Annotated in this window: 17 protein-coding genes; 9 read left to right on the forward strand and 8 right to left on the reverse strand. The window is 62.2% G+C overall.

The genetic code is table 11. The features are described 5' to 3' along the window. Positions 1-129: 129 nt before the first annotated feature. Positions 130-1,542 (forward strand): Si-specific NAD(P)(+) transhydrogenase, encoded by a 1,413-nt coding sequence (gene sthA, locus ACFT1A_RS05550; protein WP_283302488.1) that lies wholly within the window; start codon positions 130-132, stop codon positions 1,540-1,542. Between the two features lie 151 nt (positions 1,543-1,693). Next, the gene (locus ACFT1A_RS05555; protein WP_378446148.1) at positions 1,694-2,596 is read left to right on the forward strand and encodes a hypothetical protein; all 903 of its coding nucleotides are present in this window, start codon (positions 1,694-1,696) and stop codon (positions 2,594-2,596) included. A 447-nt stretch (positions 2,597-3,043) separates the two neighbouring features. Here the strand turns inward: ACFT1A_RS05555 and ACFT1A_RS05560 are convergent, their stop codons facing one another. Together ACFT1A_RS05560 and ACFT1A_RS05565 are read right to left on the reverse strand one after the other, a co-directional pair. Next, positions 3,044-3,478: a hypothetical protein gene (locus ACFT1A_RS05560; RefSeq protein WP_378446149.1), complete on the reverse strand. Its 435-nt coding sequence runs from the start codon at positions 3,476-3,478 to the stop codon at positions 3,044-3,046. A gap of 49 nt (positions 3,479-3,527) precedes the next feature. Then, positions 3,528-4,529, reverse strand: a complete 1,002-nt coding sequence (locus ACFT1A_RS05565) for a helix-turn-helix domain-containing protein (protein WP_378446530.1) — start codon at positions 4,527-4,529, stop codon at positions 3,528-3,530. Positions 4,530-4,890: 361 nt separating this feature from the next. On the opposite strand from ACFT1A_RS05565, the gene ACFT1A_RS05570 reads away from it, so the two are divergent. Further along, positions 4,891-7,413, forward strand: coding sequence for a response regulator transcription factor (locus ACFT1A_RS05570; RefSeq protein WP_378446150.1), 2,523 nt, complete (start codon positions 4,891-4,893; stop codon positions 7,411-7,413). 7 nt (positions 7,414-7,420) lie between these two features. On the opposite strand, the gene ACFT1A_RS05575 is transcribed toward ACFT1A_RS05570, so the two are convergent. Then, entirely contained in the window at positions 7,421-8,176 is a 756-nt protein-coding gene (locus tag ACFT1A_RS05575; RefSeq protein ID WP_378446151.1) for a MerR family transcriptional regulator, read from the reverse strand. Between the two features lie 321 nt (positions 8,177-8,497). Here ACFT1A_RS05575 and ACFT1A_RS05580 point away from each other — a divergent pair, with 321 nt between their 5' ends. Continuing rightward, complete coding sequence (locus ACFT1A_RS05580) at positions 8,498-11,953, forward strand: indolepyruvate ferredoxin oxidoreductase family protein (RefSeq protein WP_378446152.1); 3,456 nt, start codon at positions 8,498-8,500, stop codon at positions 11,951-11,953. 93 nt (positions 11,954-12,046) lie between these two features. Here the strand turns inward: ACFT1A_RS05580 and ACFT1A_RS05585 are convergent, their stop codons facing one another. The 3 genes from ACFT1A_RS05585 to ACFT1A_RS05595 all read right to left on the reverse strand — a co-directional run bounded on the left by ACFT1A_RS05585 (position 12,047) and on the right by ACFT1A_RS05595 (position 15,720). Next, on the reverse strand, positions 12,047-12,691 hold the full coding sequence (locus ACFT1A_RS05585) for an LppP/LprE family lipoprotein (protein WP_378446153.1): 645 nt from the start codon (positions 12,689-12,691) through the stop codon (positions 12,047-12,049). A gap of 97 nt (positions 12,692-12,788) precedes the next feature. Then, positions 12,789-14,453, reverse strand: coding sequence for an amidohydrolase (locus tag ACFT1A_RS05590; protein WP_378446154.1), 1,665 nt, complete (start codon positions 14,451-14,453; stop codon positions 12,789-12,791). Positions 14,454-14,469: 16 nt separating this feature from the next. Then, on the reverse strand, positions 14,470-15,720 hold the full coding sequence (locus ACFT1A_RS05595; RefSeq protein WP_378446155.1) for an MFS transporter: 1,251 nt from the start codon (positions 15,718-15,720) through the stop codon (positions 14,470-14,472). Positions 15,721-15,936: 216 nt separating this feature from the next. Here ACFT1A_RS05595 and ACFT1A_RS05600 point away from each other — a divergent pair, with 216 nt between their 5' ends. Then, on the forward strand, positions 15,937-16,566 hold the full coding sequence (locus ACFT1A_RS05600; protein ID WP_378446156.1) for a TMEM175 family protein: 630 nt from the start codon (positions 15,937-15,939) through the stop codon (positions 16,564-16,566). Here ACFT1A_RS05600 and ACFT1A_RS05605 read toward each other — a convergent pair. Beyond that, positions 16,563-17,141, reverse strand: a complete 579-nt coding sequence (locus ACFT1A_RS05605; protein WP_378446157.1) for a CGNR zinc finger domain-containing protein — start codon at positions 17,139-17,141, stop codon at positions 16,563-16,565. The two genes, ACFT1A_RS05600 and ACFT1A_RS05605, sit on opposite strands and share 4 nt — an antisense overlap. Positions 17,142-17,249: 108 nt before the next feature. Here ACFT1A_RS05605 and ACFT1A_RS05610 point away from each other — a divergent pair, with 108 nt between their 5' ends. From ACFT1A_RS05610 to ACFT1A_RS05625, 4 genes are all read left to right on the forward strand, one after another. Continuing rightward, positions 17,250-18,152: an NAD(P)-dependent oxidoreductase gene (locus ACFT1A_RS05610; protein ID WP_378446158.1), complete on the forward strand. Its 903-nt coding sequence runs from the start codon at positions 17,250-17,252 to the stop codon at positions 18,150-18,152. Beyond that, on the forward strand, positions 18,149-19,384 hold the full coding sequence (locus ACFT1A_RS05615) for an MFS transporter (protein ID WP_378446159.1): 1,236 nt from the start codon (positions 18,149-18,151) through the stop codon (positions 19,382-19,384). The genes ACFT1A_RS05610 and ACFT1A_RS05615 overlap by 4 nt, the downstream gene beginning before the upstream one ends. A 12-nt stretch (positions 19,385-19,396) precedes the next feature. Beyond that, positions 19,397-19,912 (forward strand): hypothetical protein, encoded by a 516-nt coding sequence (locus ACFT1A_RS05620; RefSeq protein WP_378446160.1) that lies wholly within the window; start codon positions 19,397-19,399, stop codon positions 19,910-19,912. Between the two features lie 114 nt (positions 19,913-20,026). Further along, complete coding sequence (locus tag ACFT1A_RS05625; protein ID WP_378446161.1) at positions 20,027-22,450, forward strand: ATP-dependent Clp protease ATP-binding subunit; 2,424 nt, start codon at positions 20,027-20,029, stop codon at positions 22,448-22,450. Positions 22,451-22,499: 49 nt separating this feature from the next. Here the strand turns inward: ACFT1A_RS05625 and ACFT1A_RS05630 are convergent, their stop codons facing one another. Then, the gene (locus ACFT1A_RS05630; protein WP_378446162.1) at positions 22,500-24,392 is read right to left on the reverse strand and encodes an FAD/NAD(P)-binding protein; all 1,893 of its coding nucleotides are present in this window, start codon (positions 24,390-24,392) and stop codon (positions 22,500-22,502) included. Positions 24,393-24,417 lie beyond the last annotated feature (25 nt).

The raw sequence follows: 24,417 nt of genomic DNA on the forward strand, positions 1-24,417 counted from the left end.
CTGGTGTATCTCTTTCTATTGCAACATGGTTCGTGTAGGTCCGGTGAGCGCACTCGGTGCCGCGGATTGTTCACCGAGTATTGACATGCTCGGCATCTGCCGGTCGTATGCAGACGGTATCTGTAAGCGATGACTGATCCGATGGAATACGACCTGGTTGTGATCGGCTCCGGCCCGGGTGGGCAGAAGGCTGCCATCGCGGCCGCCAAGCTGGGCAAACGGGTGGCGATGGTCGAGAAAGGCAACATGCTCGGGGGAGTGTGCGTCAACACCGGCACCATTCCGTCGAAAACACTGCGCGAGGCGGTTCTCTACCTCACCGGGATGAACCAGCGTGAACTGTACGGCGCGAGTTACCGCGTCAAGGAGAACATCACTCCGGCCGACCTGCTGGCGCGAACCCAGCATGTCATCACCAAAGAGATCGAAGTCGTGCGGTCTCAACTCCTGCGCAACCGCGTCGAATTGTTGGTAGGGGTCGGCTCGTTCGTCGACGAGCACACCATCCTCGTCGAGGACGCCTCGCGCGGAGACAAGATGACGATCACTGCGAAATTCGTCGTGATCGCGACCGGAACGTTGCCTGCCCGTCCGTCCGGTGTGTCCTTCGACAGTCACCGGGTGCTCGACTCCGACGGAATCCTCGATCTGACCTCCATCCCGACCACCATGGTCGTGGTGGGTGCGGGAGTGATCGGTATCGAGTACGCGTCGATGTTCGCGGCCCTCGGCACCAAGGTCACCGTCGTCGAGAAGAGAACGTCGATGCTGGACTTCTGTGACCCCGAGGTCATCGAATCGCTGCGGTTCCATCTGCGCGATCTGGCGGTCACCTTCCGATTCGGTGAGGAAGTGACGGCCGTCGACGTCGGAGCGAACGGAACGCTCACGACGCTGCGCAGCGGCAAGCAGATTCCCGCCGAGACCGTGATGTACTCGGCTGGACGTCAAGGTCTCACAGCGCCACTAGCACTGGAGAACGCCGGGCTGGAGGCAGACGAACGAGGGCGTATCTACGTCGACGACAATTTCCGCACCAAGGTCGAACACATCTACGCCGTCGGTGACGTCATCGGATTCCCGGCATTGGCGGCGACGTCGATGGATCAGGGTCGACTCGCGGCCTACCATGCCTTCGACGAACCCGGCGCGAAGCTGATGGATCTGCAGCCGATCGGCATCTACTCGATTCCCGAGGTGTCGTACGTCGGCGCCACCGAAGTGGATCTGACCAAGGAGTCGGTGCCGTACGAAGTCGGGGTTTCCCGATACCGTGAACTCGCGCGTGGACAGATCGGCGGTGACACCTACGGAATGCTCAAGATTCTGGTGTCGACGGATGACCTCAAACTGCTCGGTGTTCATATCTTCGGCTCGGGTGCAACGGATCTCGTGCATATCGGTCAAGCGGTGATGGGGTGCGGCGGGACCGTCGAATACCTTGTCGACGCCGTCTTCAACTATCCGACGCTGTCCGAGGCGTACAAGGTGGCGGCGCTCGACGTCATGAACAAGATCAGAGCTCTCAAGCAGTTCCACTAGGGGTCGGGGTGTCCTCAGGTACCGGTCAGGGTTGGTCGGTGTACTTCTCGGGTAGCACTTGTTCGAATACCTGAGGGTGATGTCAGGACAAGGGAAATAGGGCAGGGTTTACCTCTATGACCATTGCCCTGGAACTTAGTGTGGACTTTCGATGCTGATCGGACTGATAGCCGCAATCGTGGCGTGTGTCGGATACGGCGTTGCGTCGGTGCTGCAGGCGTACGGTGCGCGCAAGTCGGCAGCTGCCGCCGAGCAGCGGGGCGAGTCCGGGCACGTGACGGCGTCGGGTGGCCCGACCTTGCGTTCGACGTTCGCAGCCGCGCTGACGGCGTCGTTCATCCTGGGTACCGTCCTCGATGCGGTCGGATTCGCCGGTAGTGCGATCTCCGCGCGGCTCATTCCATTGTTCTTGTCGCAGACCGTGGTCAGCGCCAATCTCGTCATCACAGCAGTGCTGGGGACCGTGGTCCTGGGCATCCAGTTGCATCGCCGCGACTGGTTCGCGATCGCCGCTGTGATCGGATCGCTCCTGCTGCTCGGCTTGTCGTCGGGTCACGCGGGCGGCGGGAGTTCCAATGACGTCGTCCACTGGGGCGTCCTGGTGGGCTCGGCGTTGATCCTGTCGATCGGCATCGGTTTGATCCGATGGTTGGGTTCACGCGCAGCAGTTGTGGCCGGATTGATCTCGGGTGTGCTGTTCGGCTGTCTGGCCATTGCCGTACGCGTGGTCTACGGAATCGATCCGTTCGAAATCGGCACGATGCTCCGCGATCCGGCCGGGTGGGCAATCCTCGTCTCGGGCCTGGGCGGTTTCTATCTGCACACGGTCGCGCTGCAACTGGGGTCCGTCAACGGAGCGACGGCGGCCCTTGTCGTCGGCGAGACGGTTGTTCCGGGAATCGTCGGCGTCGTGGTACTCGGTGACGCGTCGCGACCGGGCCTGGAATGGCTTGCCGTCGTCGGCTTCGTCGGAGCGATCGCCGGTGCCGTCGCCGTGGCCGTCTTCGGCGCCGCGACCCACGAGGAGAAACCGGTCGAAGAAGCGACCGTTTGATGTACCGGAAGTCGCGTGGATCGTAGTTCTTTCGAGCTAATACTTTTGGTGGATAGCGCTTTTCGCTCGAACTCTGCACGGCGTTGTTGCAACCGTTCGACGGCATCTGCAGTACCAAGTTCGCAGGAACCAGTGTCGCTGTTCGGTCAGTCCAGCGGTAACGGAAACCGGATTCTTGCAGATAGTTCTGGTGCGCGACCGATGCCTCGCATACGTCATGCGGTAACAGGCGGCGGGACGTAGACCGGAGGAAATCAATGAGCAGCTTGGACATTCAACGTTGGTCGAACGACTTCACCGCCCTCACCAAGGTCATATCGGAAGGCATCGAGCAGTTTGTTCTTCGGTTCATTTCCAGCTGAAGTGATCTGAGCTCGCTGCCTGGTGTGGATAGTTCATTGGACACTTCCGCGGTTCGGGTGCTGAATTGTGATGAAGCAGAGCTTCTTACGGAGTTTCGGAGGCCTGGGCCGGGGCGAGCACGTAGGAGAACACGTACGTCACCAGGGCGATGACCGCCAGTACGATCAAGGAAGTCGGGAATCCTCCGGCATCTCGCACCGGGTCACCCGTAGCGATGACAGCCGCCATGAACACCGTGGCCACCAGTAGCGTCACCGCCATCGTCGAATACGCAGCGAACCGATGCTTCCCGCGGCGGATTGTGCGCGCCGGCCATCTCTGGCCTGTGCTCAGCGCACAGCGCCCGCCTGCAACAGCGCTGGAGCCAACTATCAGCCCGACCAGCGCTCCGATGAAGGCGGGTATGAGCAGTCCTTCCCAGGACCAGGCTCCATCGCCGACTATCTGGATCATCACGGCGACACCTGTGACTGCGCCGGTGAGCGCAGCCAGACTCAGTTCCTTGTCGACCCAGCTCATGGATCAACTAGAACACAGGCACGATCCCGAGGCTGTGAAGTATTGCGATTCAAGGGCTGAAGAACTGGAGACGGCGGTGCAGACGCGCGATCGCCGGGTCTCCGATCGTGCGTCTGCCGTCGGTACGGGCCTGGCTCGGTGTCATACCGTAGAAGTCCTTGAACGCGCGTGCCAACTGGGACTTGGACGTGAAGCCGCAACGCTGCGCCAGTGCTTCGATCGTTTCGTTCGACATCTCGGCTCGGGTCAACTCGCGATACACGAGTTTGAGACGCTTGCGCCGTATGACGAGAGCAATTCCGCCGTCGGACGCGAATGCACGGTAGAGCTGCGCCCGGGAAACGGACATGGCCGCGCACATGGTCGTCGGCCCCAGCCAAGTCTCGGAGAGATGCTCGGCAATGTAGGCGTACGCACGATCGCGGAGAGAGTGATCGGGCCGCGGCAACAAGTCCGGCTCGGCGATGCCCAAGCTGACACGGAGAAGGGAAGCGACGACGTCCTCGTAGCCCGCCGCAGCATCGGGGTCGAGATGCGGCAGCGCCAGTACGACCGATTGCATGCACTGAGCGAGAACGAAAGCAGGAACTCCGCGCAGTACCGTCCCGTGGAGGGAACGGCCCTTGGACTCGGCCTCGACGAGAGAGCGCGGGGCGAGGAGCGTGATGGTGCGCCCTGTCACCTCGGCCTCGGCGTCCGCGGTCCAGGTGCGCCCTAGGTCGAGGAACGTGACGTCCCCTGGGTGGGCGACAAAATCCAGCCCCTCGGCATCACCACTCACCTGCCCGTCGAGGACGACCTGGATCATGTACTGATCGTCGAGTCCGCTCTCGGCGATGACGATTTTGTTTCGGGTGTACTTCTGCGCATTGAAGGTGGTTTTACCGATCAACGAGGTCCCGATGGGCAGAGCGGATATCGAGCCTTCGAGTGGGGTGTCGGCGCCCACGGGTTCGGTGACGAAGAACGGACGCGTCGCGCCGCGCCAGAAGTCGTCGGCATCTGCAGGGGCGACCGATCGGGTCGACACGCGAATGCGGGCTGAATTCATCGACACGCGGGCATGATATGTCAGATCCCGCAGGCCGCAGTCACTCTCCCGCAAATAATCGCCGATAGTGACTGAGCCCACATATTGAGACAAAACGGACGAGTTTTTGAGACGCACGGCCCTCGCGTGTCGTGCAGATTCTGTCTATGTTGTTCGTTATGGGTGGACAGGCTGTGAGTTCGGTTCTCGAACGAAATCTCGAATTCGGCGGGGCTCGGCTGCTCACTGGCCGGCAATCGTGACGTCCCCTTCGAATCGATCACAGCTATCCCGAGCAAAGCGAAACCCGCACGGAACGGGCTCGCTGCATCGGCGTCTCGCGGGGCGTGGACCCACCGCGGTCCGCCCTCGCCTCCTCGCTTTGACAGAACGCCCCGCGGGGTTGACGGTCATCGACTCGCCCCGAGGGTTCGGCAAGACCGAACTCGCGGCCTTGTGGCTGACGACTCTCGGGACGGTGCCGAGTAGACCGGTTGTGTGGGTGCCGGCACCGTCGAAACGGATGACACCCGTCGACTACTGGAACTCGGCGCACGCCCTGATTCAGGATTCGTTGGAATCGCTGAAGGCTCCGCCGAAAATACTCGACGATCCGGTAGGAGCCGTCGAATCACTGCTCCACTCCTCGGCCGTGCCGTTCGTGTTGGTGTTCAACCGCATCGACCTGGTCGAGGGAGACGAGGTGGGCCACCAACTCGTGGATCTGATCGTGCGCCTGCCCGGGTTGAAAGTGATTGTCACACTCCAGGACCGATCTGCGACGGACTTGCTCGACGGTGTACGTGTGGACGAGTACCTGTGCGCGAACGACCTCAGGTACACACTTGACGAGTCCACGATTCTGTTTGCAGACGCCGGGATTCACCTTCCGTCCGGCATCGTGCATTCGATCTGCGAACGCGTTGCTGGCGTCCCTGTTCTGATGAAGGTTGCTCTGAGTGCGGTTGCGGGGTTGAGTGAACCGAATCGTGGGCGCGAACGCGTTCAGAAGCGGGTGGACCAGGCGATCCTCGCTTACGTAAGTCGGACCGCCCCTCGATCGGGCAAGCCGCGCGAGTTGTTCGATTTCGCGACGACAATCGCCGCCGCGCGCACGGTCACGCCTGCGATCGCGGCCGTCGTGTCCGACGACCTCGACGTGACGGGCAAACTCGACGTGCTCGAGTCTTTCGGACTCATCTTCCGGGACGGTCGTGCCGGGGAGCCGGCGTGGTATTTCGCGCCGTCAGTTCGACTGGCATTCATGCAGATACGGTCTGAACAAGGGGCGAGATTCGAAGACCCCTTTCTGGCTCTCGTCGGTCACGCTCTCGCGACTTCGGATTTCGCCAGTGCAGTCCACTACGCGTTGGACGGTCGTCAGTGGCTTCGGGTGCTCGATATTCTCGAACGGCACTGGGCAGATCTCTTGGTCGATCACACTGGATTGATTCGAACGGCGCTGCAATCGATTCCCAGTGACGTCCTGGCCGAAAACCCCTCGATCCTGGTGGGGCGTGACCTACTCGAATCACGCCTTCGTCCACAGTTGATGAACGGCGATTCGCTGCCGACGGAACCTGCTGAGTTGCGCGCAATAGGCGGTAGTTCGCGAGCATGCAGTTTGTTGAACGTCGGGACCGTGCAATCCGTCGTACTGAGAACGTCCGGAAAGTACCAGCGCTCGACCGAGATCACACGCAAGTTGGCGCACGTCGTGTACGGACTCGGCGACGAGTCGTTGTGCGCGTTGGGGTCTCAACTGCCCGCCCTGCGGCTTATCTGGGGAGTCTCGCACCAGTTGACCGGTGACCTCGGTGATGCCGCGGTGGAATTGCGACTCGCGTATCACGGCGCCGTGCAGCACGGTCCGGAGTTCGTCCTACGGCACGCCGCAGGCAACGCTGCGCTCAACTCCGCGCTGATCGGCGATGTCACACATGCGACAGAGTGGCTTCAGCTCGAGAGCACGCACCCGGACGTTTCGGGATGGCTGGGACCGCCTTCGCACATGGGCGGGGCGATCGCGCGTGCACTGGTGGCGTACGACAGCGTGGACCGGAATGCGGGCGCCGTCGCGATGGACGTGCTCGCCGAGATCACGCCGCCAGGGGACCTCTGGGCATTCGCCGCCTACGCGTACACCAGATTCGCACTGCTGCAATCGGACCCGTTCTGGGGTCTGATCTCGCTGCAGCGGGCGGTGGCAACGCACGGGCACGTGGATCCGTGTGAACGATCGCTCGGTGACGCGCTACTTACCGCAGCGCGCATCGATCTTCTGTTGGCGTCCGGGGAGGGTACGAAGGCGCTGGAAGAATCAGTTGCCGCCGCGCACACGTTTGCCGTTGTCACGGTTTCTGTCGCTCGTGCGCATCTCCTGACGGGGGCTCCGTCACAGGCATTGGAATTATGTCGCGAAATCGACTGGAGCGAGCAGTATCTCACGAGGTTTCGGCTCGAGTCCCTGCTGATCGAATGTGCTGCACTGTGCGAACTGGGCAGAATCCCCGCTGCCGCGAGCCCGTGGGAGGAGGCTCGCGGACTGCTCGAAACCTCAGGTGTCCTGTCGGCGCTGGCGACCGTTCCCCGTGATCTGATCAGGCAACTGGAAGAGCGGGCCGAGGGCTCGAGCAGTGCCGTCGCAACCTTTCTCGAATCCGAAGCGCCGCAGATGTATCCGGCGGCGATCGTTCGAGTTCAATTGACGAAGCGGGAGATGGACGTTCTCGTGGAACTGGGTCTCGGCATTCCGATCGGCGAGATAGCGCGAAAGTTGTTCGTATCCAACAACACATTGAAGAGTCACTTGCGAGCCCTGTATCGCAAACTCGGTGCGCATTCCCGCGAAGAGGCCGTCGCGGCAGCGCACCGACACAACCTGCTCGGCAGCGGGCAGGACTGATTACCGGCTAGTGCAGGTTGCGCTCGGCGTAGACCTTCATCGCATCACGGACCAGCGAAGCGGTGCCTTCGCCGTACTTGTCGTAGTTTGCAGTGAAGCGGGGATCGTCGACGTACATCTGTCCGAGTCCGGTGAAAGCGTCGGCGCTGGGAGTCCTTCCCTGCCAGCCGATCTTTATCCACTCGAACTGTCTCTGGGTAATCGACTGGACGTCGTCGCTCTCCGCGGACAGACCGGCCGTCAGTGCGGTGCCGAATGCTTCTGCGATGTCAGCTTGAGTCTGCAGATGCGCTTTCCGGTCCTGCTCGGACATCGATCGCCACCAGTTGTCGCCGCTGGTGTAGGCGTCCTTGCCCCAACGCTCGATGACCTCGTCCTTGTATCGGGTGTGGTCGAACCCGTCGAAAACATCTTCCGGCATGAGTGATTCACCTTTCTTCGTCTTGTTCAAGGTCGTGTTGACCGATTCGATCTGTCTCGAGATCCGCGTGCGCTCCTGCTCGAGAAGTTCGAGGTGGGTACGCAGCGCGGCGGCCGTGTCGCGTTCGCCGGTGAGGACTTCGGCGATGGCCGGCAATCCGAGTCCGAGTTCTCGGAGCAGCAGGATGCGTTGCAACCGCACCAGGGCGTCTTCGTCGTAGAAGCGGTAGCCGTTGGCGCCGATGCGACTCGGTTCCAGGAGCCCGAGATCGCCGTAGTGGCGCAGCGTTCTGCTGGTGGTACCGGCGGATTTGGCGAGTTCTTGGATGGACCATTCGCTCACGTGGAGTTCCTACTCTCGGATCGGTTGTGCCTATTCAGCATGCAAGTTGACGTTGCGTCAATGTCAAGGATGTTCTCGGTGTGCATTGTCGGGAACGTTTTATGTCCGTTTCGCCGTATCGCCACGAACGGGTCTCCAACTGATTGATTCGATGACCTAGGTCACGTGATTTGGCTCACAAATTGTCAATTTGAATAGTTGAACAAGCCTCTGTTGACGCTTTCACATACCTCGACCACGATCATCTGAACAGATCGAGTTACGCGGTTGTTGAAAATGCACGGTAGTTGAAATGCACTGCAGACGGAACGGTGGTCCACGATGACTGAACTGGTGTCGGGCGTAGCCCAGGCCAAGCCCTATGACCTCGATGATCGGTACCGGTCGGGATCGGGACCGGTGTTGCTGACCGGTGTTCAGGCAATTGCACGCGGCTTCGTCGAGCAGCACGTTCGCGACATTCGGGCAGGTAAGCGTATTGCCACCTTCGTGTCCGGTTACCAGGGCAGCCCCCTCGGCGGCGTCGACAAGATGCTTCACGGGATGCCCAAGGTGCTCGCGGAGCACGACATCACCTTCATCCCCGGCTTCAACGAGGAACTTGCTGCCACAGCGGTGTGGGGAAGCCAGACGGACCTCCCCGCAGGAACCGCAACCCACGACGGCGTGACCGGTGTCTGGTACGGCAAGGGCCCAGGCGTCGACCGCGCTACCGACACCATTCGCCACGCCAACATGTACGGCGTGAACCCCAAGGGTGGCGTCGTCCTCCTGGTGGGCGACGACCCGGCGTCGAAGTCATCTACGGTTCCTGCCGTCAGTGAGCGCTCGCTTGCTGCGATGGGTGTGCCGGTTCTGTTCCCGCGCAATGCCGAAGAGATCATCACGATGGGTATGCACGCTGTTGCACTCTCGCGTGTGTCCGGTTGTGTCGTGGCGCTCAAGATCGTCGCCGACGTCGCCGACGGTGCCTGGACGATCGACGGCAGCATCGCGGACTTCGACATCGTGGTTCCGGAGGTGCAGTTCGAGGGCAAGCCCTTCGTCTACAAGCAGCGTCAGATGGCCGCGCCGCCGGACAGCGTCATCGCCGAGGCCGATCTGTACGGCCCGCGATGGGATTTGGTGCACGCGTACGGAACTGCCAACAATCTCGACGTCATCGAGGTCAACCCGTCCGGTGCGAAGATCGGTATCGCGGCCACCGGTACAACTTTCGACTCCGTTCGCCAGGCGCTGGCAGACCTCGGTGTCGACGATGCCGCGCTGCACCGCGCCGGTATCCGCCTCCTCCGCATCGGCATGTGTTATCCCGTTGTGGGCGAGAAGGTTCGCGAGTTCGCCGAAGGTCTCGAGCAGATCGTCGTGGTCGAGGACAAGACCGCGTTCATCGAGGCGCAGATCCGGGAAGTCCTGTACGGCACCGACGATGCCCCACGCATCATCGGCAAGCGTGACGGCCAGGGCCGTCTGCTCATGCCCGCCAGCGGTGAGTTGACCGCAGGTCGGCTGCTGGCCCCGCTGCGTCGCGTGCTCAAGCCGCACGTCGAGCTCAAGCGCACCCTCCCGGCGCCGCTGTCGCTGAACGTGCTCTCCGCCAAGCGAACCGCGTACTTCTGCAGCGGGTGCCCCCACAACCGTTCCACCGCTATCCCTGAGGGTTCCATCGGCGGCGGCGGAATCGGTTGCCACACACTCGTCACCATGTCCGGCCGTGAGGACAGCGCCGTCACCGGTCTGACGCAGATGGGCGGCGAGGGCAGCCAGTGGATCGGGCAGGCACCGTTCACCGACGTGCCTCACCTGTTCCAGAACATCGGCGACGGCACCTTCTTCCACTCCGGTCAGTTGGCTGTCCAGGCGTGCATCGCTGCAGGCGTGAACATCACCTACAAGTTGCTCTACAACGAGGTAGTGGCGATGACCGGTGCGCAGGACGCGGAAGGTGCCCTCTCCGTTGCTCAACTCAGCCACAAGCTGACCACCGAGGGCGTCAAGCAGATCATCATCTGCGCCGACGAGCCTTCGCGTCACAACAAGCGCGCACTGGCCAAGGGCACCAAGCTCTGGCACCGCGATCGCCTCGACGAGGCCCAGAAGGAGCTTCGCGAGATCAAGGGCGTCACTGTGCTGATCTACGACCAGCACTGTGCGGCCGACGCTCGTCGTCAGCGCAAGCGCGGCACGCTGCCCACTCGCAACACTCGCGTCGTCATCAACGAGGCAGTGTGCGAGGGGTGCGGTGACTGCGGCGTCAAGTCCAACTGCCTCTCGGTCCAGCCCGTGGACACCGAGTACGGCCGCAAGACGAAGATCGATCAGACGTCCTGCAACACCGACTACACCTGTATGGACGGCGATTGCCCGTCGTTCGTGACCGTCGAACTGGTACCGGGCAAGAAGGCTCCCAAGGCTGCACGTCCCGTCCCGCCGGTCGTCGCAGATCCTGATTTCGGCCCGCTCACCACCACGCAGAACGTCTTCCTGGCAGGTATCGGCGGAACCGGCATCGTGACCGTCAACCAGGTGCTCGCCACTGCGGCATTGCGCGCCGGCCTCGAGGTGGAGAGCCTTGACCAGATCGGACTGAGCCAGAAGGCCGGGCCCGTCGTCTCGCACCTGCGTTTCAGCTCCAGCGCCCTCGAGCCGTCCAACCGCCTCACCCCGGGCAGTGCGGATTGCATCGTCGCATTCGACCTGCTGACCGCGACGGACAACAAGAACCTCGACTACGGCAACTCCGAGAAGACGGTCTCCATCGCGTCGACGTCGCAGACGCCGACCGGAGACATGGTCTACGACAAGGCTGTTCGCTACCCCGAGGAGACTTCACTCCTCGCCCGCCTCGACAAGGTATCGCGCACCCTGCGTTCGTTCGACGCCCTCGCAGCGGCGCAGGAGCTGTTCGGTAACACCGCAGCTGCCAACTTCCTGCTGATCGGTGCGGCCTACCAGAGCGGCGGACTTCGTCTGCCGGCCGAGGCCATCGAAGAAGCGATCGGCATCAACGGCGTTGCCGTGGACGCGAACATCGCAGCATTCCGTTGGGGTCGCGCAGCAATTGCCGACACCGCTGCGTTCTCGGCCGTCACCACGCCGGCCAAGTCCGTCCGCGAACCCGTTGTCGCACCGGCTCACATGTTCGCCGGAACCACCTTCACCGGTGAAACCCTGCGACTGGTGGAACTGCGTGCTGCGCAGCTCATCGAGTTCCAGTCCGTCAAGATCGCCCAGCGCTACATCGATCAGGTCCAGGCAGTCTGGATCGCCGAGCGTGCCGCAACCGAGCGGACCGACTTCAGCGAAGCGGTTGCCCGCGGCCTGTTCAAGTTCACTGCGTACAAGGACGAGTACGAAGTGGCTCGTATGCTGGTCGACCCCGCTTTCATCGAAGACGTCAAGTCGCAGGTGCCGGCAGGGGAGAACCTGACCTACAAGCTCCACCCGCCGATCCTTCGAGTGATGGGTCGCAAGAAGAAGATCGGTCTCGGACCCAAGTCGCATGTTGCACTGAAGGTTCTGGCCAAGGGCAAGAAGCTTCGCGGCACCAAGCTCGACCCCTTCGGCTACATGCACGTCCGCAAGGTCGAGCGTGAACTGCTCGCCGAGTACGAGGCCATGATCGCTGATCTCTCTCGTACTCTCGGCACCGACGGATACGATCGCGCCGTCGAGATCGCGGCGCTGCCGGACGTGGTTCGTGGCTACGAGGACATCAAGCTCGGCAACATCGAGCTGTACAAGACTCGCCTGCGTGAACTCGGCGTCGGTGAGTAGGAGCGCCGGCGAGTAGCTCGAAGAAACTGTGCCCCAGCAACCGTTGTTGCTGGGGCACAGTTGTGTTCGGAGCCGAATCGTACGTGGACAGGTTCAGGAGGGCGGGAACTGCCCGTCGGCAACCACGGCGCTTCCGTTCCACGTGAAGTTCACGATGTTCGGTCCGCCTTGGGGGCAGCAGAACGCGTCGTCGTCCAGCAACCATCGGTATTGGACGGATACGGAATCCTTGTTGCTGTCGATGACGTGTGTGTACGAGTACGGCTTACTGGTAGCAGTGCCCAGGTATGTTCCGTCACGGAAGAACAGAACGTGTGTCTGATACGTCGCATCGCCGACGCCGTCGCCGTCGACCGAAACCCAGAGCAGGTCAGGGCAATTCCCGACCTGCTCCTCGCTCGAGGATGTCGGTATCCAGTTACCTCCGTTGACGTCGGTACCCAGCGTGCTGACGGCATCGGTGACGAGCGGAGAGCCGACGTCGAGACAGGGACCCGAAGCGGGGATTGCTGTCGTGGATGCGCTTGTGCGGGTGTCCGATTGTGGCGGGGGAGAACTCGCTACCGTCGTCTCGGATTCGCTTGCAGTCGAAGACGCCGCAGTCGAACTTGCTGTCGTTGAACTCGACGCCGGTTCAGGTGTTCCTTCGGTCGACCCGCAACCGGCGACCGTCAGGGCAGTGGCCGTCACCAGTGCAATGGCCGCGGCGACGACCGAAATCGGAGCTTTCCTGCGCATGCGTCCTCCAGAGAGTATGGGTTCACGTGTTCAAGTCCCTCCTTCGTTCTGTCGCCGAGATATGCGTTTGCGTTATCGAACAACTGGTAACGATCGGCTATCGGGGTTCGGTGTTCGCGGATCCGGTGTTCGCAACTTCGGATGCGTCGTATCGCGCGGTTCCGGCAACCACGGTCATCGCGATCTCCGTGGTCAGGAGAGAATCGACCCCTTCGGTGAACGGATCTTGTTTCAGCACGACAAAATCGGCTGCTTTACCCCGAACCAGTTGGCCGGTCACATCTTCCCATCTGCACGAGTAGGCAGCGTCACGAGTTGCGTGAGCCAGCGCGTCCGCGAGGGGGAGGGCGTACTTCGGCAGATTGGGTGCCAGCGACGGATCGATTGCGGATCGGCGGGTGGTGGCGATGAACATGTTCGGCAGCGGCGGGTGAGGCGCCGTCGGAGCGTCCGAACCCAGCGCCAGAACCGCTCCGGCCTCGGTGAATTCAGGCCAGGGGTACGCGCGATTCACGCGATAGTCGCCGAGCATCGCCTGCCAGTTCTCCTGAATCGCAGGGTCAGCGTGAACTGGCTGCATCGAGGCGATGATGCCCAGGCGGGCAAGCCGTTCGACGTTGTCTCGCGTGATGGACTCCAAGTGTTCCATTCGGTGCCTGCGGGGAATGTCTCCGTTGGCGGCGATCGCGTACTCGAGTGCAGTCAATCCGATTTCCGACGCCTCGTCGCCGATCGCGTGCATGGCGATCTGCAGGCCTGCGGCGTCAGCTGCGGTCACGACCGGGATCAAGGACTCCAGATCCCAGATGGGCTCGGCGTTGGTGCCGTTCGAGTAGGGTTCTTTCATTGCGGCAGTGCAGCTGTCGATCACCCCGTCGATGATGATCTTGATTCCGGCGATGCGGAGCCACGGCCCTTGGATGCGTTTGTGGAGTTCGATGGCCTCGTGAACTTGCCGCACGTTGTCGGCCTCGTTGTCTTCTCGGGTCATCAGCCAGTGAGCCGCAACTCGTAGCGGCAGAGTGCCGTTCCCGGCATCCAAAGCTCGTTCCAGTGCGGCCAATTCGTCCGCGCCGAGAGCCATGTCCACCGCGCCGGTCACGCCGACCTCGAGATAGTGGCGGAACGTGAGCGCGAGGGCAGCGTCCCGGTCTTCGTCCGAAGCGAGTTCCGCCAGTTTCGGCCAGACGTAGAGCATCATGGCCGTCTCATACAGCATCCCGGTCGCTTCACCCGTTTCCGGGTCTCTGCCGATGCGACCGCCGATGGGGTCGGGAGTGTCGGCGTCGATGCCGAGTTCTCGCAGCGCTGCAGTGTTCACCCAGACCGAATGTACGTCGTTGGCGTCGAGGTACACCGGACGGTCGGGTACTACGGCGTCGATCATTTCTCGCGTCGGATGTTCTCCGTTCAGCGCCGAGAACAACCAACTGCGACCCAACAGGCGCGGCGTGTCCGGGTTCGATTCCGCGAATTGCCGGATGCTGGACTGAATGTCGGCAAGATCGGTGGCATCGAGAAGATCGAGCTTCTGCAGCGCGAATCCCATCATGACCAAATGTGTATGGGCGTCGACAAAACCGGGGAGCACGACCGCACCTTCGAGGTCGATCACCTCGGCGTCGGGAGCCAGGATTTCGGCATAGACGGTCTCGCCCACGAACCTGAGCTGTTGGCCCTCGACGACTATCGATTCGGCCCACCCGTCTTCGGCGGCCGTGAAGATTTTTCCGTTGCGGTAGTGAGTGATGCTGTCATTCATGACTTCTACGTGATCCTTACGCGATGACGGTAGTAGTGATGGCGGCGCTGTGGTGACGATACGCACCCTCGGTACGTGCGGAGAGCCGCGATACCAAGGCGAACGGGACCAACAAGACGAAGCTGATCCCCGAGATGATGACTCCGAAGGTCGGATAGCCGAGGCTCGCAGTCACCGAAGTGCCGAACAACGGCGCAAACGCGGAACCGATGAGATAGGTACCGAGCAGTGGGGCGGACCATCGGCCGGCGGCGTCGAGGGCCGCCGAGATGGCAACCAAGACGATGAACGTTGCCGCGTAGGTTGTGTTCCAGGCGATCGCCAGGATGAGGTAGATCGTGGAATCGGTTGCGAGGCAAGCCGACAGCTTCAGAATTGCCCCGAGTATCAGGAGTGCCGAGATCGACACTGTCCGGCTGACGCGGGAACCCAGCGCGGTCAGGACAACTGCCGCGAGGACACCACCTGCCGTTGATGCGCTCAGCGCGAGCCCCATCTGTTGGTCCGAGAGCCCGGCGTGCTCCGAGCCCATGATGCCGAGTACTGCCCACAGTGAGTCCTCGCTGATCGCCCAGACGGCGAGCATCGCGAGGAAGGCAGTCCCGGCAAAAGTGAGTCGTTTCGCGCTGACCCCGGCGGGGAGAGTTGTGGTCGCCTTGGCGGACTTCGCCGTCTCCGGCGACTCTTTCACCGGGGATGACGGCAACCAGGTCACCGTCGCGGCAGTGGCAAGCGCCAGGACCGCGACGATGCCGAAGGCGTTGGTCATATGTGTGCCGAGGATGGGAATGAGAGCGAGGACCGCTGTGACGACGACCCGATTCACAAGTCCGCTGATGCTTGATACCCGGTCCGGGTTCGTGAGCGCTGCCAATGCCGCGCCACCGACGGATGCGGCGCCACCAGCGCCGACGCCGCCGATGATGATCGCCGCACACGCGATTGCCGTGGTCGGTGCGATGGCCGCGACGCCGAATGCGGCCGCCATCGCGATCAGACTGATGCGGCCGAGCAGGTGACGACGCGGACCCGATGCGATCCGCGTGGTGGCGAGGCAGGTGCCCGCGCAGACCAGCAGCGACGCGGTCAGGACGGCACCAGCGGCAGATTCGGTGACACCGAGGTCATCGACCATTGCCACGATCATCAGTGGGATGAGGTTCGCGGTGATGAACCCCATGACGCCGATGCTGAAGACGGCAACACCGCGGTTGGTGGTGAGTGGAACCCGGTCGGACTTCGTATTCGCAGAAGCGTTGTTTGGCACTAGGGCAACCCCAAGTCCTGAAGGGGGTGGCGGAACCGACCCCTGATGGCGTGATGCGAGTCACTTAATGAATGTGATTCGTTAAGTATGAGGATGGTCGAGGGCTCGGTCAAGAGGTATAACGAATTTGATTCGTTAATTGTATGTTTCGGGATACCGACTCCCGCAAAGTGGCGTCGCCGTTCTGTTTCTTGTTGTGAGGCTTATGCTTCCGCAATGGCTGAGATCGCGGAACGAACCCGCTACTTCGAGCGCTACGTCACTTTCATCGACGCGATTGTCGCCATCGCGATCACGCTGCTCGTTCTGCCGCTGGTCGAGCTGACCAGCGACCACCACGGAACTACGTCCGAGCTGCTTCGCGAGAACGCGGCCCAGTTCTACTCCTTCGCCCTGAGCTTTCTGGTGATCTTCCGCCTGTGGTGGTCGCAGCATCGACTACTTCGTTTTGTGATCGACGGGGACAAGGTGGTCGTGCGCGGACTGGGGTTGTGGGTGCTGACCATCGTGTTCTTGCCCTTCCCGACGGCGCTGGTTGCAGCGCCGTCCCAGGACCTGGGAACCAGGGCCCTCTACATCGGGACGATGGCAATCAGCGCCGCGTGCCTGGCGGTGGTCGCGTGGGGTCTGGTCCGCAACCCGTCGTTGAGCGAAGAGAGTGCAAAGCCGCTTTTCACGGCCGAGATCGTCACCTTCCTGATAATGGCGGTGGCACTGCTCGTCAGCGTGCTTGTCCCGGCGACGTCGTACTTCCCGTTACTTCTTCTCCTGTTGTCGACCCCGATCGAGAAGCTGTGGGATCGAGTGGCGGCGAAATCGAGTGGCAGCGAAGGTGGCATGAGCTAGTCGGCACGCGCGGTCATCGCGGATTTCTTCGCCTTGTTTCCGCAGATGTTCATCGAGCACCAGCGTCGGTTGCTGCCGCGGCTGGTATCGACGTAGAGACCGGTGCACCCGTCGCCTTGGCATGCTTTGACGCGGTCGCGGTCGGGACCACCCAGTACCGCGATCGCGTCGGCTGCCACGATCGACAGGGCGTCGCGGATCGGATTGTCTCCGGTCGATTTCCAGAGGGCTCGGCCGCCGTAAAGGGTGAGGTGGGTGTTGCCGAGTTCGGATGCGGTGTTGACGATCGCGACATCGGAGCGCGAAGCCTGGCGGTTCTCGCACACGGCGGTTCCAATGCGATGAATGGACTCACGTAAATCCTGCGCGTCGCGGAGGTCGTCTGCCGTTGCTCTTGCCGCGGTGTTCATCAGATCGTTGGCGCGTAACCATAATTCGAGTCGCTGCGGGCTCGTGAGTCGCTCGAACCTCGAGCCGTTCCGGTTGGTGAGGGTGGCGGTGAAACGGAACGCGAGCGTGTCGTTGTCGAGTCGAAAGACGTCCCGAGCGGATTGATCAGCTCCTGCTTCGTTCACTTTTGCCCTCCTTCGTGGTGAACCATCTCAACCGGTTCGACAGCAACTGTACCCGTGTGACAGTCTTGAACCGTCTTAGATGGTTCAGTGCTTTCGAGAGGGAATTCCGTGACTTCTGTTTCCGTACTTGGCTTGGGCGCGATGGGTCGTCCCATCGCTCGAAATCTGATGGGCGCAGGCTTCGACGTGACGGTGTGGAATCGCAGCCCTGAAGCGGTAGCCGAACTGGTCGAGGAAGGGGCGACGGGCGCGAAAACCGTTGCCGAGGCGTTCGAGTCCGGTGTGGTGCTGTCGATGTTGGCGGATGATTCAGCCGTGTCTGCGGCCATTCTGGATCCCGCCGTACTCGCATCCGTTCCGAGTGGAACCGTGCACGTCAACATGGCCACCGTCAGCGTCGACCTTGCCAAGCGTGCCGCCGCACTGCACACCGAGCACGGCATCGGTTACATCGCGGCGCCGGTGTTCGGACGCGTTTCTGTTGCTCAGGCTGGTCAGTTGAACATCATCGCCGGCGGCGACAGTGCGCTTCTCGCGCGAGTACAGCCGTTCTTCGACGTCATCGGGGCTCGCACGTGGCCACAAGGTGAGCGTCCGGAGCGGGCCAACATCGTCAAGATCATCGGCAATTACCTCATCCTCTCCGCGATTCAATCCTTGGGTGAGGCAATCACATTGGGGGAGAGGTCAGGTGTGGACGGAAGCCAACTCGTAGAACTGCTGACCTCGACGATCTTCCCGGGGCCGGTTTACTCCAGCTACGGAAACCTCGTCGCGTCGCGTCAGTACGAGCCTGCGGGATTCACCACAGCTCTGGGCTTCAAGGATCTCAGGCTTGCGCTCGACGCCGCCGACAGCGTCAATCTGGATTTGCCGTTCGGTGGCGTACTTCGAGGCGTGCTCACTCAGGCTCTGGCGAACGGTCAGGGCGAGATGGACTGGGCGTCGATTGCAGAACTGGTTCGTTCCGGCCAGTCAGGCGAAGGCAGTCCCGAAACACCGACGAGGTGAGCGCGACTTCGGACGGGACTGTGGCTTCGGACGGGACTGTGACTTCGGACGGGAATGCGACTTCGGCACTGGCGGAGACCGATTCCGTCCGGACACTACCGCTTTCCGGGTTGTCGGCACTCGCAATGGCAGGTTTCATCGCGATCACAACCGAAACCATGCCGGCCGGACTACTGGTGCAGATCGGGTCAGGACTGTCCGTATCTGTCTCCGGCGCCGGGCAATTGGTCACTGCATACGCGTTGGGCTCTGTCGTCGGGGCTGTACCGCTGATCGCAGTGACGCGGGGATTGCGACGACGCGCAGTCCTGGTGTCGGCGATTGTAGGGTTCGGTGTCTTCAATCTGGTGACAGCGCTGTCGTCGAATCTTGTTCTCACCTTGGGTGTTCGGTTCCTGGCGGGCATGGCGGCAGGTGTGGTGTGGGGATTGCTGGCCGGGTACGCACGCAGGATGGCGCCCCCTCACCTGCAGGGGCGGGCCGTTGCGGTTGCCTCTGTCGGACAGCCGATTGCGTTGGCAATCGGCGTTCCGATGGGGGCGTGGCTCGGGACCTTGGCCGATTGGCGCGTCGTCTTCGCCTTGATGTCGGGTTCTGCGCTACTTCTGGTGGTGTGGATACTCGCAGTGATGCCGGACTTTCCCGGGCAACAAGCGGATCGGCGGCTGTCGGTGCGGAAAGTCCTGGTCTTGCCGGGCGTACGACCGATTCTCCTTGTCGCGTTCTTGTGGATCCTCGCGCACAACATTGTGTACACGTACCTGGCGGCGTTCCTGGATCGCATCGGTTTCGGCGATCGGTTGGGAATCGTCTTGTTCGTGTTCGGACTTTTCGCCTTCGTGGGCATCGGTGTGGTCGGAGTGCTCGTCGACCGGGCGCTTCGAAGCCTCACCGTGTTGAGCTTGGTGGTCTTTGCCGCAGCTTTGACGGCCTTGGGTGTCGGCGGCGAGAACTTCGCAGTGATCGCACTCAGCGTTGCAGTATGGGGTGTGGCATTCGGAGGCGCTCCCACTCTCCTTCAGACTGCGCTCGCGGAAACGACGGGTGACGCGGTGGACACTGCACAATCGGTTTTCGTGACGATCTTCAATTCGGCGATCGCAGCGGGTGGCGTCGTCGGCGGCCTGATCTTGGCGAACAGGGGTGCGGGAGCGTTGCCCTTGGTAGCGCTGGTGCTGATCGTGGTCGGTGTTCTTGTGGCCAGTATCCGACAAATCGGACATCGCTTGTGATTCACTTCACGCATGCGGAAGTCATTGTTGGTGGTTGCGCTGGTTGCTGCTTGGTTTGTCGCAGGGGTGATGCCTGCGGGGGCGGCGGATGCGAACTGGTCCGGTGATTACTCGCTCAAGCGCTTCGCCGCGACCAAGACGGGTACAAGTCTGGCCGCCGGTCAAAGGGAGCCGGATTTCTCCGATACGTACACGTTCGAGACGGACTGCTCGGGCGGAGTGTGTGTTGCCACAGTGGTGGGCGGGCCGGCTCCCGCCAATCCGACTTTGCCGCAGCCGGCGCAATACACCTGGGACGGAACCAGTTGGGTGCACCCCTATGACTGGGAGTGGGATTGCTACCAGGGTGAGGGCGTGCCCAAGGTGTGGGCGCCGGCACACTCGGACGCGTACTACACACCTCAGCCTGATGGCAGCCTGAAGGGTTCGTGGCGTACCGACATCAAGAGTGGTCCCTGCGAGGGATCGGTGATCATGCACATCGAGGCGTACCCGGTCGGTCGATCTACCGGATCTTTCGGTAGTTGAGAACGATCTTCGGCCCGAGGGTGTTGAAACAAATCTGAGCCCGCGGGAATTGATCGAGCCCCATGCACGTTAATTGAGTCAGTAACGCTCAACTTTCTGCAAGGAGGCTTCGGAATGCCAGCATTCTTCGGGCCCGAGGGTCCCGGTCGCATCGATATTTCCCGGCTCATGAGCAGGGCCACCCAGCAACTCATGGCTGACGCTGCACGTGTAGCGGCTGCTCGCGGTGATTCGGATCTCGATGCACTGCACGTTCTCCGCGTCATGGCGGAGCAGGATCCGGTCCGCACGCTCATGCAGCGCGCCGGAGCCGACCCGAAATCCGTGGTCGACGCCGTCGACCTGCGACTGCCACAAGGCCGTGAGCAGGGTGCATACTCAGCTCCCGCGCTCAGCAGCGCCGTCAAAACTGCTTTACTCGAGGCACATCAACTGGCCCGAGCCCTGGGATCGACGTACATCGACCCCGAACATCTCTTCATCGCACTGGCCGGTGACCCCGATCATGTCCCGGGTCGCCTGCTCGCTTCCGCCGGTATCACGCCGGAGAAGCTGCAGGCCGCTGTTCAGAATCCCGCGGCCGGTCCAGTGGAGGACGAGTCCACCACTCCGACGCTCGACAAGTACGGCGTCGATCTCACCGATCGGGCCCGCAACGGCGGCGTCGATCCGGTGATCGGCCGCGCCGACGAGATCGAACAGACCATCGAGATCCTCTCCCGCCGTACCAAGAACAACCCGGTCCTGGTGGGTGAGGCCGGTGTCGGCAAGACTGCCATTGTCGAAGGGCTGGCCCAGCGCATCGTCGACGGGGACGTCCCGGAATCGTTGGTGGGCAAGAAGATCGTCCAGCTCGAACTGTCGAGCATGGTCTCGGGTACCCGCTACCGCGGTGACTTCGAGGAACGGCTCACCAAGGTGATCGACGAGATCACCGCACACAAGGACGAGCTGATCGTCTTCATCGACGAGATGCACACCATCGCCGGTGCAGGCGGCGGTGCCGAAGGCGCGATGGACGCCGGAAACATCCTCAAGCCCAAGCTTGCTCGCGGTGAACTGCACATCGTCGGCGCCACCACGCTCGACGAATACCGCAAGAACATCGAGAAGGATCCCGCGCTCGAGCGGCGCTTCCAGCCCGTACAGGTCGGAGAGCCGTCGATCGAGGACGCGATCGCCATCTTGAGCGGACTGCGCAGTCGCTACGAGGATCACCACAAGGTGCACTACACCGACGAGGCGATCACCGCTGCGGTGGAGCTGTCGGCACGGTACATCGGCGACAGGTTCTTGCCGGACAAGGCAATCGACCTGATCGACCAGGCCGGCGCCAGGCTCCGTTTGAGGACGGCCACGGTAGACACCGCTGCCCTGCAGCAGCGTCTCGAGCAACTCGAGAACGACAAGGAAAAAGCCGTCGCCGACGAGTTGTACGAGAAGGCGTCGACCCTTCGTGACGAGATCAACGGCGTCGCAAAGCGTCTCGAGAAGGCAGGATCCTCGGTTCCTTCCGAGGAAACTCCGGACGTGACCGCTCAGCAGATCGCCGAAGTTGTCGCTCGCGCCACGGGTATTCCGGCCAGCCAGATGACTCAGGCAGAGAAGGATCGCCTGCGCCGTCTGGAGGAGGAACTGCACGGTCGTGTCATCGGTCAGGATGATGCGGTTCGCGCCATCGCTCGTGCGGTGCGTCGTAGCCGGACAGGTATGAGCGATCCGGATCGCCCCGTCGGCAGCTTCCTGTTCCTCGGGCCTACCGGTGTCGGTAAGACGGAGCTCGCAAAAGCTTTGGCTGCCACACTCTTCGGTGACGAGAACAAGATGTTGCGCTTCGACATGAGTGAGTTCGGGGAACGCCACACGGTCAGCCGATTGGTCGGTGCTCCTCCCGGATATGTCGGCTACGGCGAGGCCGGACAGCTCACGGAGCAGGTGCGTCGTAACCCGTACTCGGTGATCCTTCTCGACGAGATCGAAAAGGCGCACCCGGACGTGTTCAACACCTTGCTCCAGGTGCTCGACGACGGGCGCCTGACCGACGGTCAGGGTCGCACGGTGGACTTCAAGAACACCGTCGTGATCATGACCAGCAACCTCGGCTCCGACATCATCTCGAGTAAGTCCGGTGGACTCGGCTTCACCACAGGTGATGCAGAGTCGGCGGAGAAGCCACTGCGCGACCGCGTGATGGCGAGATTGCGCGAATCGATGCGGCCGGAGTTCCTCAACCGCATCGACGAGATCGTGATCTTCCGCAAGCTCGACACCGAGCAACTGCACCGGATCACTGATCTGTTGCTCGACGACAGCCGGAAGCGGTTGCAGTCGAAGGGCATCGATATCGAGTTCACCGCCGACGCCGTGGACTGGATCGCCGAGCACGGGCATCAGCCCGAGTTCGGGGCTCGCCCGTTGCGCCGTTCGATCCAGCGGGTCGTCGACGACAAGATCGCCGACATGCTGCTCGACGATCTCCTCGAAGAGGGAGGCAGCATCACCGTCGCGGTTGACGAGGGTGAGTTGGTGTTCAGCTAGGGGCACAGCCCCCGTGAGCGGTTAGGGAGTCCAGGGACTCCCTAACCGCTCACAGGCGCGTAGCGCCCAAAATCTCTGCAGCGAGAGCGTCGTTGTGCCGGAAGAACCCTGCATTGGTGCGCGGGCGAGGGAACGCCGCCGACCAGTTGTGTCCGGCAACCCACGGCCCGGCAGCGAAGCGGCGAGGATGAGCAGTGTTGTCCTGATGAAGAATTCGTGACGTGCCGTCGACCGCGAGCTTCGCAGCACTGTCGGCGGTGGCACGTAGTTCGACTGCCTCGCCCCGACCGTGAAGTGTCCGCAGGAGCGAGTCACCGCTCGCGCTGATGGAAGCGACCGGCAAGCGCGCCTCGACGAGGGTGTTCGCGGCCACGATGTCGGTGTGCGACGCACTGCGAGCGACAAAGATCCCCGCTCCCGTTGCCGGGTCGATCTCGGTGGAGAACACCGAATCCGGCCCGAGGAACTGGACGATGCCGGCCTCGTTGAGGGCGACCAACTGTTCCAGACGCTCAGGCGGCGGACCACTGGCAATGAAGCTGAAGAACGAATGAAGCCACCCCTCGACGTCCTTGGCGACGGATTCGGCCGGGATTCTGCCGCGCCGCAACAATTCTCCGACGGTCATGTACGTCGACAGCAGTGCTGAGAAGACAGCTGCGTCGGCGCTGAAATACGAGTCCGACCGGCGTGCGACGTCTGCCGAAATGTATTCGGTGATCCGGGATTGGACCTCGGCAAGCCCGTCGTAGCGCTCACCGCCGAGTGGGCGGTTGAGCCGTTCGAGATCGATACGGTCTTCCGGCTTCGGGACCGCGTTCTCGACCAGTTCCTGCAATCGAGGCGATCCCCAAGCCAGCGCTGCGAATTCGGCGTCGAACTCCTCCCAGGTGCCCACCGTCCGGTCCGGGTGCGAGGCGAACAGCTCGTGATAGTGGGCGCCTGCCAGTTCTTTCGACGCCAGGGGCCAGATGTCGTTTCGGAAATCCAAAGGCCCGTCGCCGGGAACAAGATCAGCGGTGAAGAACCGCGGTAGCGGTGGCCGGGCGTCAGTGATCGAGTAAGAGATCTTGGAGTGATACGGCACGCCGCGACGAGATCCGGCATACAACAGTGGTTCCCGACCCGAGGGAGCGTAGGTGAGGGCGCCGTCGTCACCGCGTTCGAAAACACCGCCGCGGCTCTCGGCGAGCAGAACCATCCAGTCGATGAAAGCCAACCCGAGTCCGGCGATCAATACCGGCTCGTCTGCTGGAATGACATCGGCGTCGAGGTCGGCGGTGTATCCCGGACCCACATAGGTCAACCCGTGTTCGGACGCGAACCCGCTCAGTGCGGATTCGCGCGGGGCAGCCAACGCATCCGGGTGCCCCTGTGCAAGAAGGACGGCCGCCGCCTTTATGACAACGCCGTCGTCCAGATGAACATTCTGTATTTCGCCGACGTTCACGATGTCGACCACGGATCGTCGATGAACCCGAACATCGACGTGCGCTGGTGCAGAGTCGACCGCGGTCTGGAACACCCAGTTCAGGTATCGGCTTTGCAGTGACCTCGATGCAAACGACGACGGCGTGACGGTCGGCACTTCTGCCGTGATTTCGGGGAAGTGGGCAAGCTCAGCCGAGTTCTCGGCGACCCATTCCGCGAGCGTCGGACCCGGCAGTACCGGACCGGTGACTGCGGTGGTCTCGTCGGTGAACATCGTGACGTCCGCGGTTGTCGAATTCATCCACAGGAGCGGCGCTTGGTTGCCTCGCCAAATACGGCCGGCACCTGCCGGATACGGGTCGACGACGTGAATGTCGATCGGTGTGGGATCGGCATTCACCGATTCGTGAGCGAGGATCCGCTCGAGTACACCGGTACCGCGGGGTCCACCGCCCACGATCACGATGACAGTTGCTGTCCCCACTGAGGTACGGGGTCGATCGCCGGGCACGAGTCCTCCATCGGACCTGGCAGAA

The organism is Rhodococcus sp. NPDC057135 (genome assembly GCF_042670865.1).
Classification (GTDB): Bacteria; Actinomycetota; Actinomycetes; order Mycobacteriales; family Mycobacteriaceae; genus Rhodococcus_F.